9 protein-coding genes are annotated in these 13,833 nt (G+C 57.8%); 6 read left to right on the forward strand and 3 right to left on the reverse strand.

Going from position 1 to position 13,833, the window contains the following annotated elements; translation table 11 throughout:
* The first annotated feature begins 437 nt into the window (after positions 1 to 437).
* Positions 438 to 1,115 carry a LuxR C-terminal-related transcriptional regulator gene (locus NKH60_RS07575; RefSeq protein WP_023675618.1) on the forward strand — a complete coding sequence of 226 codons (678 nt, stop codon included), beginning with the start codon at positions 438 to 440 and terminating at the stop codon, positions 1,113 to 1,115.
* Positions 1,116 to 1,298: 183 nt separating this feature from the next.
* Here the strand turns inward: NKH60_RS07575 and NKH60_RS07580 are convergent, their stop codons facing one another.
* Positions 1,299 to 3,038, reverse strand: a complete 1,740-nt coding sequence (locus NKH60_RS07580; protein ID WP_352821425.1) for a PAS domain S-box protein — start codon at positions 3,036 to 3,038, stop codon at positions 1,299 to 1,301.
* 286 nt (positions 3,039 to 3,324) lie between these two features.
* Here NKH60_RS07580 and NKH60_RS07585 point away from each other — a divergent pair, with 286 nt between their 5' ends.
* The 5 genes from NKH60_RS07585 (at position 3,325) to NKH60_RS07605 (ending at position 9,324) form a co-directional block, all read left to right on the forward strand.
* Entirely contained in the window at positions 3,325 to 4,035 is a 711-nt protein-coding gene (locus NKH60_RS07585) for a helix-turn-helix transcriptional regulator (protein WP_352472466.1), read from the forward strand.
* A 279-nt stretch (positions 4,036 to 4,314) separates the two neighbouring features.
* Positions 4,315 to 5,418 (forward strand): NAD-dependent epimerase, encoded by a 1,104-nt coding sequence (locus NKH60_RS07590; protein WP_352472521.1) that lies wholly within the window; start codon positions 4,315 to 4,317, stop codon positions 5,416 to 5,418.
* A gap of 460 nt (positions 5,419 to 5,878) precedes the next feature.
* Positions 5,879 to 7,129 (forward strand): oligosaccharide flippase family protein, encoded by a 1,251-nt coding sequence (locus NKH60_RS07595; RefSeq protein ID WP_352472465.1) that lies wholly within the window; start codon positions 5,879 to 5,881, stop codon positions 7,127 to 7,129.
* On the forward strand, positions 7,126 to 8,175 hold the full coding sequence (locus NKH60_RS07600) for a glycosyltransferase family 2 protein (RefSeq protein ID WP_352472464.1): 1,050 nt from the start codon (positions 7,126 to 7,128) through the stop codon (positions 8,173 to 8,175). The genes NKH60_RS07595 and NKH60_RS07600 overlap by 4 nt, the downstream gene beginning before the upstream one ends.
* 99 nt (positions 8,176 to 8,274) lie before the next feature.
* Positions 8,275 to 9,324 (forward strand): class I SAM-dependent methyltransferase, encoded by a 1,050-nt coding sequence (locus NKH60_RS07605; RefSeq protein ID WP_352472463.1) that lies wholly within the window; start codon positions 8,275 to 8,277, stop codon positions 9,322 to 9,324.
* Between the two features lie 295 nt (positions 9,325 to 9,619).
* Here the strand turns inward: NKH60_RS07605 and NKH60_RS07610 are convergent, their stop codons facing one another.
* A complete protein-coding gene (locus tag NKH60_RS07610; RefSeq protein WP_352472462.1) occupies positions 9,620 to 11,836 on the reverse strand; it encodes a GumC family protein in 2,217 nt (738 codons plus the stop codon).
* Between the two features lies 1 nt (position 11,837).
* A complete protein-coding gene (gene asnB, locus NKH60_RS07615) occupies positions 11,838 to 13,832 on the reverse strand; it encodes an asparagine synthase (glutamine-hydrolyzing) (RefSeq protein WP_352501443.1) in 1,995 nt (664 codons plus the stop codon).
* Between the last annotated feature and the right edge of the window lies 1 nt (position 13,833).

The raw sequence follows: 13,833 nt of genomic DNA on the forward strand, positions 1-13,833 counted from the left end.
GAAACGCGTTCTTGTCCCCTCAGAAGAACCGGTGAGATTTCCCGTAGAAGACCGGTGAGATTACTCCACTGTCCCCTGATCCGGACATTGCATCTGGATGGTATGTGGCCGTCAGGGTGGATGTCGTCGTGCATTCGAATGGTAACAATTCAGCCGTTTTGCTGTTCTATATCTTTAGGCCTATAGCACTGCTGAACGACCGGCCGGTCTGTCAGCTGTCCAAAAGGTCAGAACGTATGTTCGACGACGTTCGGCGGGTTTCGCTCACAAGGGGCAAAAAAAGAGGAGCGTTTCCCGTCATTTAAGATTATATTAGAAATCTGGCGTTTGCGGTGTTGGGGGTGCCGCAGCGTCGGCTGGATGAATCGACGAGTGGATGGCCACGATTTTCAGGCCATTACCGTTCAATCCATTCAGATAGGCGTTGGGGTAGTTCAATGTATCGAATCGTCATCGCCGACGATCACGGCTTGTATCGTCGCGGCTTGCGATTGGCACTGACCGCAGGCATTCCAGGTGTGGAGATCTTTGAAGCGTCCTGTTTCGACGCGGTGCTCAGTTTGCTGGCAGAGCAGTCGTTCGTGGATCTTGCGATCCTGGATCTGAATATGCCGGGCCTGTTCAATCAAGAAGTGCTCGGCGGGATCCTGTCTGCCTATCCGGACACGCGATTTGCGATCGTTTCCGGAAACGATTCACGCTCGGAAATACTCACAGCTCTGTCGATCGGGCTTCACGGCTACATCGTAAAATCGCAGACCGACGAAGAGGTTGTTTTGGCCGTCAATGAAATCCTCTCCGGCCGCATCTATGTTCCTGCGCTTCTGTCACGCCCGGGAGCGACGCAAACAACCCACGCGCATACCCATTCCGACGACAAAGGCCCACAGAGGCGTACCGCTGGCGTCAACCTTGGCAGGCTGACTTCGAGGCAAAAGGAAGTCCTCAAGCTGATGGCGGAAGGCTATTCAAACAAGGAAATTGCGCGCGATCTGGAAATCGCGGAGGCGACCACGAAAATCCACGCTGCTGCGGTTCTGCGTGAATTGGGGGTACGCAATCGGACCGAGGCTGCCGTTATGCTGAAGACTTGGCTTTCGAGACATGCCAGCTAGAGCGCCGCGCGTCCTTTTGGACGTGCAAACGGCGTCGCAAGACTCCTCATGCATTTTACTGCATATCCCAAAGCCGCGGCGCAGCTTTGGGCCGACGACATTCTTGGAAGGAACCCTGCGCATCTCAAAGGCCGCTCAGCGCGACCCGCCTTTAGATATCTGCTTTGCGATTGGAGCACTGCACTACAATCCGATTTCCTTGCGTGACAGCCGCAGCGAATACCGTAACCCTTGGTCCGATATTTCCAGCCTGGGAGAGTGACCGACAAGCGGCGCTCCATCCACTCCGATTATCATGGAACCGAAGCCATGACGGACTACGCTCGAGGTCCGCCGCCGCCCCGATTCCACCCACTCGAACCCGATCTCGCTGCCTGTGTCTTCAGGTGCGAACGTCCAGCTTACGTCGATCCGGCCTTTTGGATCGCCAAGCGCTCCATACTTCATGGAATTGGTGGCAAGCTCGTGAACGATCATCGCAAAACTCTCGGCGGCGCCTCCCGACATCGTCACGGAAGGACCGCCGACCGATATGGCGCGTGTTCCCATATATGGTTGCAATTCTTGCGCAACGAGATCGTTTAGCGTCCCCGATACGCTGCCGTTGCGTGAAAGAAGCAGATGGGTTGCCTCAAGCGCGCGTATCCGGTCGATCAGCATTTCCTTGTATTTGGCAACATTGTTTCCAGGAGCATCGACCATTTTCACGAGCGCCGTGATCACCGCGAAAACGTTGCCGAATCTGTGACGCTGTTCGAGCATAATGCGCTCCCGCTTCTTTGCCGCGGCGCGCAGCAGCGTGGTTTGTCGTCTCTCGCTCAGGTCGGCGGCCACCCCAAGCCGTTGTCCACCATCATCATGTCTTTCCTCCCTTCCGCGCAGGGCAACCCAGCGGATATGTCCGTCCGGTCGGCGGACGCGTATCTCGACATCGTAATTCGTGACCGATGGTGCGGCCTTTCTCGATGCCGCCAGCTTTGGCCAGTCCGCCGGATGAACGACAGCTGACAGCTCCTCCAAACTGCGGCTATTGGCCTGGGCCAGGCCGAGAATGTCCCAGAACGTGTCCGAGCCCGTGACTACCCCGTCTTTAAGGTCTATGCGCCACGTGGCCAAGCGTCCAGCAGACAGAGCGAGGTCCAGCCATTCCTTCTGGGCCCGAAGCGCTTCGTGAACAGCGCGTCGTTCCGAAATATCGTCGACCACCACGAAGATGCTCTCCGAGAGGCCACCCTCGGGCACGGACGAAGAAAGCGTTAGCCTGGCCCAGAATGCCGTACCGTCCTTTCGTGACAGACGCACCTCCGAAACGAACGAAGAAATGTCATTGCCCAGCCTCGCCAGCAATTGCGCCAAGGTATCCCGGTCGTTCGGATGGGCGAGCGTATCAAGCTGTAATTGGGCAAGCTCCTCCTCCCTGTACCCGGTCATCTCACAAAGGCGTCTGTTGGACTGCAGCAACTCACCTTTCTTGTTGGTGTTCGCGAATCCCATGGCAGCACGTTCGAAGGCCCAACGATAGCGGCTTTCGGTCGCCTCGACGGCAGCGAGCCTGGCCTCCGCGACTTCCAGCAACTCACGCAAGTCCTGCCGCAGACGATGGAAGGTCATGGCAATCACGCCACCCGAAACCAGAAGCAGGATTGCGCGTGCCCAGTCTCCACTTGAAATCTGATCGTGTCCTCGTGCCCACAGCCCGACAGCAACCATCAGAATGGTCGCAGCGAGCGCAGGTACGCGGTCTTCGAGATAAGCGATAATAATAATAGCCGGAATAAATTCCAGAAAACTTGCGCCTTGCCCAATATAGGCTGACGATTTTATTTCAAATATCAGTGTGGCAGCTAACACCGATGCAGACGCAATATGAGTTAGCAATCTGCCCGACGGGTTCGAATTCGACCTGCGCGACTGCGAGCTCATGGACACAGACTACAACCTTCTGACTAGCCCGTCGAGACTAGAGCAAAAAACGTACAGCTTAGTACCACTGCCGGATTGCCATACCGCTATCATAGCGCGCATTTTATCGGACGCAGCGGGGCCTAAGAGCTGCCTTAGAACTGTCGGATCATATTAAGTTTTCAAGGTGATGATGAACGTATTATCCGTCAGCGCATAGAAGACTATAATCCAGCTACACATAGAAGACTACATGAATCCCGAATACTTATTTCGGGCGTGTGAAACTTTGGGTTAGGGGTAGAAAATGAATCTGATCGATAGACAGGTCGATGCTTCTTCGAACAATCGGTATATTGTTACGAGGACCAAGTATGATTTTGAAGCGCGGAATACGCGGCCCTCTTCTGGTCACCTTCCCGATCGCGCATCGGATCCATTGGGCGCAAGGTTCGGCGAACCAAAAGGCCGCAGTCTGGAATCCATAACCGGCGTGCTTGATCGCATTGGCTGTGGCTATCTCGTGTTGAATCGCGAAAGAAAAGTAGTCGAGTGGAACGCAGCCGCCCAAACCACGCTTGAGCGCCAGGGCGAAGCGGCCGACACGGCGAGCGGACTTACGGCCGCCCTAAGGCGGCTGATCGCGAATGTTCCGGGCCAATTCCTGCCGGGCTCATTGTCTTGGGTGGTGATCCGCAGCAGGGGCGACCGACCGGTGATACTGAACGAGAACGGCGTTATCGCTCCCGACGGAACAAGCATTGTGGCGCTGCTGGATCGCGACAACAGGTCGGGGCCAAATCCTCGGACGCTGCAAAGAATGTTTGGCTTGACGAGCGCAGAAACGCACCTCGCCTTGCGCTTGGCCCAGGGCGACGCACCTTTGGAGATCGCTCGCAGCTGGCGTCTCAGCCGCACCACGATCCGTTCCCAGCTTGCCTCGCTGTTCGCCAAGACCGAAACAAAACGCCAGGCGGAACTGGTGGCCCTTCTTGGGCGTATTTCGGTCCTGCCGTAAGGGCCGCGCAGTTGTTGGGGTCTAGTTGGCGGCATCCACATGCGACGGGGCTTGGTCGACCGGTGCTGGAGGCCGTTCCAACCTAGCTTGGCAGGTCACGTTGCGCAGCGCGTGGCCGGCGCCTGCTCACCTGTGCCGACGCCGACGCCCCGGCACATAACATCCCGGCACAATTGGCCGGGATCTCGGAATAGGCAATTCGACACTGTCGAGTGACGTCGAAGGGGCAAAAAATTGGATCATGATTTAAACGGTGGTTCCGTTCTTTCTGCGGAAAATATGGAAACCGCCCGATCCCGGTCAGACCGCGCCGTGAAGGAACTCGTCCCGATAGGACCGATCGTCGTCACCGGTGCTGCAGGCTTCATTGGTTTTCACGTCGCCTTGCGGCTTTTGCGTCTGGGTGCCGAAGTCATCGGCGTCGACAATTTCACCCCCTACTACGATCCACGACTCAAGGAAGCGCGGTTTGCACGTCTCTGTGCCGAGCCGGGCTTCACTTCGATGCGAATTGATCTGGCGGATGCCGCCCGCGTTCAGTTGCTGTTTTCAGAATTTCGCCCCTCACACTTTGTCCATCTCGCGGCTCAGGCCGGCGTGCGTCATTCACTTGCTGACCCGCATTGCTATGTGCAATCGAACATAGTGGCGTTTCTCAACGTCCTTGAGGGCTGCCGGCACTTCGGCGTTAGTCATCTCGTCTACGCTTCGTCGAGCTCCGTCTACGGCTCAAATCGAACCACACCGTTTTCTGAGCATCACGGCGCAGACCATCCTGTCAGTCTGTACGCCGCAACCAAGCGTTCAAACGAATTCATGGCGCATTCATACAGTCATTTATTCTGCTTGCCCGTGACCGGACTGCGCTTCTTCACCGTTTATGGCCCCTGGGGCAGGCCCGACATGGCAGTCTACATGTTCACGCGTTTGATTATCGAGGGGAAACCAATCGAAGTAGCCAATGCCGGCCGCGTGTGGCGAGACTTCACCTATATCGACGACGTCGCTGAGGGGGTGGTTCGAGCACTCGCTGCACCGCCGCGACCCGACCCGGGTTGGGATTTTCTTACCGCAGATCCCGCCACAAGTTCTGCACCGTACCGCGTCTATAATATTGGCAACGACCGGCCGGAGGAGATTAACCGGCTGATTTCGCTCATCGAGACCGCCCTTGGCTGCCGGGCGATTCGCGTGGAAGTGCCTCTACCACCGGGCGACGTTCTGGAGACTCGCGCCGACGTGAGTGATCTTCGTAACGCTGTCGGCTTCGCCCCGGCGACAACGCTCGAGGACGGAGTGCAACGCTTTGTCGAATGGTACCGGGACTTTCATGGAACGAACATCGCAGCCAGCACACAGCAACAAACGTTAATGCATGTGTAAGCCCACCGTGTAATCCGCGCCTTGTCGGAGCGACGAATCCACGCGTCGGCCATCCTTGTCGCGGCTGCTGGTCTGGTCAAAAGATCCAGTTGGTACCGCATAACGTGACGACGACATTCCCGAGCATCGATGCCCGCGCGATCCCCGCAGAAATCAGTTCATCGCGGGCAAGTCCAACGAGCGGTCTCAATTTCAGAGCTGCAGTTGTGCCCCGCCCGGAGCACAAAGAATTCGCTACATCGCCGCTCCGCCGAACGATGTCATTCAGATGGATGATGGTGACGTTCAGGCCCCATCGTAAGCTCCGGTCAACCGCATTTTGCCTCCTCGGAATCGCGAGCTCATGTCCCAAAGCTACTTTCTGAGATCCAGGACGGTTCCTACGGTCGAGAAAATAATCACCCGTGTTCCTCCAAGCCCGATCGGCAGTATTCTGCGCGCGGCAGGAGGCGTTTCGGCCATGGCGATTGCCGGTCAGTTGACTCTCGTCGCCGCTATTCCCGTTTTGGCCCGGCTCTATTCCCCGGCAGATTTCGGGATCTTCACGATTTATCTTTCGATCGTAAACATCCTCGGCGCGATCGCAGCACTGCGTTTCGAGGCCTCTCTCTATGGTGTCAAGGACAATGCGCGGGCGTATGTGACTGTTAAGCTCATTCTCCTGGCTGTGTCGGTGACGAGTGTCCTCGCCTTTGCGGCAGGATTGCTGTGGGCGAGCATCGCTCCAGCGCGGGTCGGCCACCTCGCCTGGCTCGTTCCACTTGGGATGGCGGGCGCAGGTCTCGTCGAAGCCATGAACTGCTGGAGCCTGCGCGCAGGCCTGCTACGAGACTTCGCCCTCGGCCGGCTGATCTTGCCGGCGACCATGGCCCTGCTGCAATTGATTTTTGGGCTCGCCCATTTCGGAGGTGAGTCGATGGTACATGCCCATATCCTGAGCCAATTCATTTTTATCGGACTCCTCGGCTCTCGGATTCTGAGCTGGAAGGACTTACACGGCGTCGCCCGAGCGCCGTGGCGTACCGTCTTTGCCGTCGCCAGGCGAGAATACAAGTTTCCGTTATTTGACATTCCCTCAGCTCTCGCGAGTTTCGCCATTATCAATCTTCCCGCAATACTTGTTGGTTCGCTGTTTGGCGCCGCTTTTGCGGGTTACCTGGGAGTGGCAGCGCGGCTGGTGACTGCGCCGGTCACGCTGATCGCCACCCCGCTCAGCAATGTTTTTGTCTCCGAGGCGAACAAAAACAGTGATCGCAGACATCTGCTCGGCACCGCACGCGGCCTCTTGATGCTTTCAGCCTGCCTCACTGCATTGCCAATATTGGCGCTTGGCCTGGCTGCGCCATATATTGTCGTCCCCCTGCTGGGCCCGCCCTGGGTTCCCGCCGCAGACATTATGACCGCGCTGGCGTTCATGGGGGCTGCGCAGGCGTTGGCGACGCCGCTTCAAGATGTCCCAGCTCTCCTGCGCCGGCAGGAGCTACGGCTTCTCGTCGACGGCGCGCGGACGGCGCTGGTGTTTGGTCCGCTTCTTGCCGGTGCTGAGGCAGGTTGGGAACCACTCAAGGTCATTTATCTGATGGCGGCCGGCGGCGGCGTCGGGTTTGCACTGAAAACGGCGGCCTCTCTGTATATTTTGAGCCATGCCATTAAACCAGCGGGAGCTGCCATACCAAAACAAGGTCATCATCTCGAGGGAAAAGCACCATGAAACAATCGCAGCTTGATCAGCTCCAAACGACCGCTGTGGTTGACCAACATCATCGCGCTGATGCTTCGCGACTGCGCCCTTTCATTTCAGTTGCAATCCCAACCTTTCGCCGACCGGACACGATCCGCCGGGCAATGGATAGCATTCTGAGTCAGAATTTTTCCAGTTGGGAGTTGGTCGTCAGCGACGACGAGGGCCGGGACGGACCGACTTGGGCAATCGTGGCCGAGTATGCGCGGACCGAGCCTCGCATCCGAATTGTCGAAAACTGCCGGGGCCGCGGTCAGGTAGAGAATACCAACAATGCCATGCTCGCTTGCGCCGGAAAATGGATCAAGCTGCTCCATGACGATGACTGGCTCGCCCCGGGCGCACTCAAGACCTTTGCCGAGGTTTCCACCAAGCATCCCTCAGCTGCATTCATGACCTGTGCAGCCAATATAATTGAGGACGATCGGATGAAATTCCGATTGCCACCGCAGGGGCGGCAACGAATTTCCGTCTACTCAAGCCAGCAATGCCTGACGGACCTCTATCTGGTCCGCACGACGCGGAGCCTTGGGATCATCCCATCGACGCTTTTGATCAACCGCGACGTCATTCACGCGGGTTGCCTGATGCGCGCCCATAATTCAATCCCAGCTGGAGTCGACCAGCTGTTCTTTGTCGATCTGGCCTGCCACGGAGACATGGTCGCGATAAACGATGGCTTGATCTTCTACGACGCGACGAACCACCCGAGCATCACTACAACCAAGAGTTTCGATGAGGTCGATCAGGTAACGCTTGCCGTCAAAGAGCTTAACTGGAACCTCATCGAGGATCGTAAACATCTTCCCTGCCCTGAGACTCTGTTACGGGCGCTGCGGGTTGCTCGTCTTCCCAGCAGATTCCACCAGCAACCCTGGCGGGCGACGATCCGAGATGCGATGCAAATTCTTCGCCCGTCAGTTATGAAAATAGCGAGCCAGCACATTCTTACTTACGTGTTCGCGATCCGCCCGAGACTGGGTCGATTGCGTAGCCTGAGACGATTTAGCTTCTGAGCATGGCGGCATCGTCGAGCGCGACGGCGGGCGGGCTGGGGCGCATCATATACCGTCGAAGGCGGCTTTCCTTCGGTCTGGCCTTTAGGGGTAAGCGAGATGACCATTTGTCCGGCGTGTGCCAGTGTATCAACCGCGAAATTGTTCGAAGTGACAGCAGATGAGGCCTCTCGACATTTCATCAATCCGCGTCAGGACCCCGATCGCTCTCGAAAATTAACAAGCCACCTGTCGGATCTCTGGGGCAGCAACACATGCGATATCCGCAAATGCGCAGATTGCGGATTCGGTTTTGCAGATCCCTTCGTCGCTGGCGGCGTTGAATTTTATAACTTAGCCTGGGCGTACCCTTCCTATCCGACCATGAAATGGGAATATTCAAGGACTATCGAAGAGCTCGCGGGCCTGAAGACTGGCGGAAAAACTGCCCTCGAAGTGGGGTCTGGGTTCGGATATTTTCTCGATCGCATCAAGAATAAATTCTTCCATGTTTCCGACATCTCTGCGGTCGACTACAACGAAACGGCGAGGTCTGTACTGGCGTCGAAAGGCTTTAAGACCTATTCAGGCGATTTTCGGATGGACAGCTTCGATTCTATGAAAGAGTCCTTCGACTTTATTTTCATGTTTCAAGTCTTCGAGCATATGGACCAAGTGGACGACGTTTTTGCTCGATTGAAATATCTTTTGAAGGCGCAAGGATCTGCCTTTATCGCCGTGCCAAATGAAAACAGAACTTACTACATGGAGTCCCATGGCTCGCTCATAGACATGCCACCAAACCACATCGGCCGATGGACGAAAGAAGCCTTCGATGCCATATGTCAGCGGCACGGCTTGCAATTGAGCAAGTGCGAGCGGGAGCCGTTCAATCTCGCCAAATTCCTGAAACAAGACATCGTCCACAGCTTTTTCCGAAAGGGAGAGAAACCAGGTAGCGTGAGTGAGTTCGTGCGCGCCCTGCCGCGAAGCAAAGCGCAACGGATTGCGCAAGGTTTGACTGCCCTTGCGATTTCACCATCGCGGTTGCCGGCATGGGCATACGCGGTCAGGAATGCATCGACGATGGGGGGGAGCGCACTCTGGGCAAAGATCGACAAAGTCTCGTCACCTGCGCTACGGATTCATCGCCAAGCCAAGCAGCGATGAGCGGGTCCGCGTGAAGGGTGATTTCGACACCACTAGGCGCGCGGTGAACGCCAAGCAGACGAAGGACGGCGTCAGGCGCGTTGCCTCAGATGGGGTCCGGAATTCATGAATGCCCGTCCGGCGGCTCCTGGCCGTAGGTTCCGTTGTGACACTTCGGACCCACGCTCCGGATGGATCTCTCCGCGACAACCCCAGCTACTGCCGGATGGCCCGCGCCCAGCAGCCGATCGGCGCAGCGCCTAGCGCGGTGATTTTCAACCAAGCGGGAAGTGCGCAACAACAAGAGCCGCGCTCGTCATGTCCTCTCCAGCAAGAGGTCAGCGCTGTCCCCGAACCGGTAACCAGCGTGCTTCCTGAGATTAACCTTCGTGAGAACGCTTGCGACGGGGACCGAAGCTGGTGCATCGCCCGCAAGCAGGTCCAGAACGCCTCGCGCGATGCTGCGTCGCGTTTTCGCCCAGCGAACGGCGAAAAGAACCACGTCACCCCAGCCTGTCAGGAGCCTGGCCTCTGGTCCCTCAAGCCCCAGCGGTCCATTTATGATGACGACCCGATAGATCGAGTGCAGTTCATCTTTGAAAGGGGAGCCGTCGACACTGGACAGCAAGGGCAGCAGATCCTCCGACGGTGCGAGCGCCATGAAGTCGATCCCGATCGCCGACATTCCTGCTATCGCATCGTGCAGTGCACAACGGTCACTCACATAGTCTCCGAAAAAATTGTGCGGCTTACGTGCGCTGAATTCCTTCACAAACTCGCCCGTAAGGCGGTGGTCCGTGCGGTCCAGATCAATGAAGAGTACTCGCCCTCCAAGTCTGGTGGCCGCCAAGGCCATGCTCCATGCGAGCTCGGTCTTGCCATCATCCTCACCGCAGGATGTTATCAAGATTATGTTCGAGTAATCCCTTGCCTGTTGGGGCGCCGCGGCGACAAGCAGGGACGTCACGGCGCGGCTGTATCTGCACCCCTGCTGGCCTGAAACCAGCTGCTGCAGTCGCTTCGCGTGCGTTGTGGGAGCCTGGGGTATTAGCCCGAGGCACGGAACCTTGAGCGCTGCTTCAGCTTCGGCCTCTCCGCGCAAAGTGCGATCGAAGCGTTGGCGGACAAGTATGAAAATCCCTCCAATCAGGCCAAACACGACCATGCCAGGCGGAATAAGAAAAATTGGCGAAAGAGTCGTTGGATTGGTAGGGGGCCACGCCGCTGAGAGAAGCCTGACTCCGGGGGATGGACTTGCAATACGCCGCATCAAGTCCTGTTGCCGGGTCAAAAGGTCGTTGTAGCGCTGCGTCAGGATGCTGACCTGCGGCTCGAGAGCACGCAGTCCGGAAAGCCGGCCGGCTGTATCGGCCACAACCGCATCTAGGACATCCTTACGCTTTTGCAGCGCCGCAATCTGGGAGCGATAGATGTTTGCCTCAGCAGCGACGCGGGCGATTTCTTGTTCGATCTCACGATCGATCGCATTTGTGACATTCTCATCTGCCGTGCCGTTGGCCTGGCCTGCCAAGAGATCGGCCAGCAAGGGTGATCCGATGGCTTCGGCTACCGAGGCAACGGGCGCGCCCCCCTTTCGCAAGTCCTGAATGTGTTGGAGTCGGGATTCCGTTGCGGAGAGGTCCGCTTTCGACAAGGAAATTTGCTGAGTGAGTTCGGCTGTCTCCTTGGCAGCATTGTCCGCCGCACCTTGATCGACCGCGCCATGGCTCAACCGATATCTCTCCAGACGATCGGTCGCTTCTGCCAGACTGCTTTGTATAGTCGGCAGCCCGGAGACTATCGAGTCGAGTTCCAGCCTGTCCGACGCTTGGCTTTTCCTTGCCAGATCGCCAATATACACTTCGACGAACGTGTTGGCGATCAGAGCGGCTCGCGCCGGATCGTGATCGGTGAAGCCGACACTGATAACTCTCGATCGCAGCTCCTGGCCGATCCTCATACCTTCACGCAGCACCTTGAGTTCAGCCGCATCTGGCGCCGCCGGCGTGCTTCGCGGCCAAATTTTGGCCAGCAAATCGGCTGGAACCGAGCGCAAATTCAGCGGCTCGACGCCAACAGGCTTCGGAGGATGGTTTCCGGTTCGAGCACCAGCCTGTTTAGCACCATTGGCAGCATCCGTTTTGCGCAGCGCTGCCACTACGCTTCGCAGGTGGCTTTGCGATGAGAGCATGGTGATATGGTCGTCAATGCTGGAATCCAGCTGATCCTGAGCAGAGATCAAGCCGCCGGCAGGGGCTGCTCTACTAGGTGCGTCGACGATTACCTGCGTGGTGGCCTCGTATAGGGCAGGCCGTGCAAGCCCTCCAAGCGCGGCCAAGACACCGCCTGCGACGACCATGGCCAGGAGGAACCACTTTTTTCTTGAGAGGGTAACGAGGAGCTGATGGAGCGGGGTTTGCGTGTCCATCTGCTCACGTAACGGCCGTTTCATGCGCGGAGTGATTTCGCGCGCAGGCAAGTGCATTTCGGTAACGTGCGGAAGGTGGATGCGGCTAACTATGGACCCTTCCATCTTAATCTCCTGTAAGTTCGGGCACGCGAGAACCCGTTGCTGGCGGCGATGGCCGCCTTGCCTCGTTGTGCCAGGCCTGGAACATCAAAGCCGGCCACAATTCGCGAGAATGGTCGTGCCTGCCATCGACGTGACCGCGCCAGCACGCATCCACCTTCGCAAGGTCGAAAATTCCGTCTCCGGAGATGCGCATATCGGCGACAAGATCGTTTGCCCAACTGAGCAGCGGGCCCCTCAGCCAGACTGCTATAGGAACATCGAAACCTTGCTTTGGCCGCTCGATCAGTCGCTGCGGAACGTACCGGCGCAACAGCTGACGAAGGATCCACTTACCTTTGCCATTACGAACCTTGGTATTCGTCGGCAGGCGCCAGGCGAATTCGACAACCCGATGATCGAGTAGCGGGCACCGCCCCTCGAGGCTGTTGGCCATGCTGGCGCGGTCCAGCTTCACCAATATATCGCCGGGCAGGTAGCCGTCCATATCGTCATACAAAAGACGGGACAGCAGCCCATCAAGCCGGTGCTCGACGTGGATTGATGAGGGGGGCTGGTGCAGGCTGAGGTTCTCGGTCGACGATCTCGTCAGTCGCCGAAACAACTCGTCCTCATCGGCTGCAGCGAGTAGCTGAGCGAGGCGATCCAGCCGGTCGCCCCGCAGCGCATGCCGTGCACCCTCCGAAAGCGGCAGCTTCCCGACGAGATCGTGACGGGCTGCACGGGCCAGTAACCCAGTGCCTGCCGCGAGCGCCCGACGCAGTGCCGACGGCAGAGTATGCTGTCGTCGCAGGCGGGCAGCCATGAAGTGGCGGGCGTAGCCGGCGAAGCATTCGTCGCCACCGTCACCCGACAGAGCCACCGTAACGTGCCGGCGGGCGAGCCGCGCCACCAGCAGAGTTGGTATCTGCGATTCGTCAGCGAAAGGCTCGTCCCAGATCTGCGGCAATTCTGGAATGACTTCGCGCGCTACGGCAGCCGAAAGGTGGAGTTCGGTATGGTCGGTGCCCAGATGCCGCGCGACTTCCGCCGCGTGGGGAGCCTCATCGAACCCGCCCTCTCCGAAAGCGATCGTGAACGTGCGCACCGGCTTGTCCGATTGAGCCTGCATCAGGGCTACAACCGTCGAGCTGTCTATTCCGCCCGACAGGAAGGCCCCGAGCGGAACGTCAGCGATCATGCGCTCCCGAACGGCAAGTCGAAGCAGGCCATCCAGTTCAGTGGTAAGTTCTTCGTCACTGCCGACGACCTGCTCCGCCCGCCCTTTGGCGGCGGTTTCGGCTAGCGACCACCAGTATCGAATACGATGCGCTAGCGAGGCGGCACTTCGCGACGCGGCGAAGTCAGCTGCCGTCACCGACAGGACCGAACCCGGCGGTAATTTGAACACGCCTCGCCAGATGCAGCTGTCATCCGGTACCCATCCGTTCGAAAGCATCGCCGCGGCCGCATTGATATCGAGCTCCTGACAAAAACCTGGAAAACGGGTGATCGCCTTCAACTCAGAGGCAAAAACAAGCGCATCACGTGTTGAGGCGACATAAAGCGGCTTTTTGCCCATTCGGTCGCGGGCGAGATGGAGCGTCCTCGTCTTCAGATCCCATAGTCCTAGCGCGAACATGCCGGCGAAGCGTGTGAGTGCTTTTTCGAGGCCCCAATTCTCAATAGCGGCAAGCATGACCTCGGTATCGCTGGTGCCCCTGAAATGACGACCTGTACTTTCCAGTTCGCAGCGCAGATCGCGGAAATTGTATATTTCGCCGTTAAACGTAATGACGTATCTGCCGCTTTCGGAATGCATTGGCTGGCAGCCCGCCTCCGACAGATCAACAATGGCCAAACGCCTGTGACCGAAGGCAAGCCCGGCTTCGCTATGTATCCAGAATGCCTCGCCATCCGGTCCGCGGTGACGAAGCGCGGCCGTCATTTGCTCTATTGCCTTGAGCGGCTTCGTGTCGGCTGAATCGGGGGCAAGAAGAATTCCGGCAATACCACACATG

This window comes from Mesorhizobium sp. M1006 (genome assembly GCF_040318825.1).
Taxonomy (GTDB): Bacteria; Pseudomonadota; Alphaproteobacteria; order Rhizobiales; family Rhizobiaceae; genus Mesorhizobium.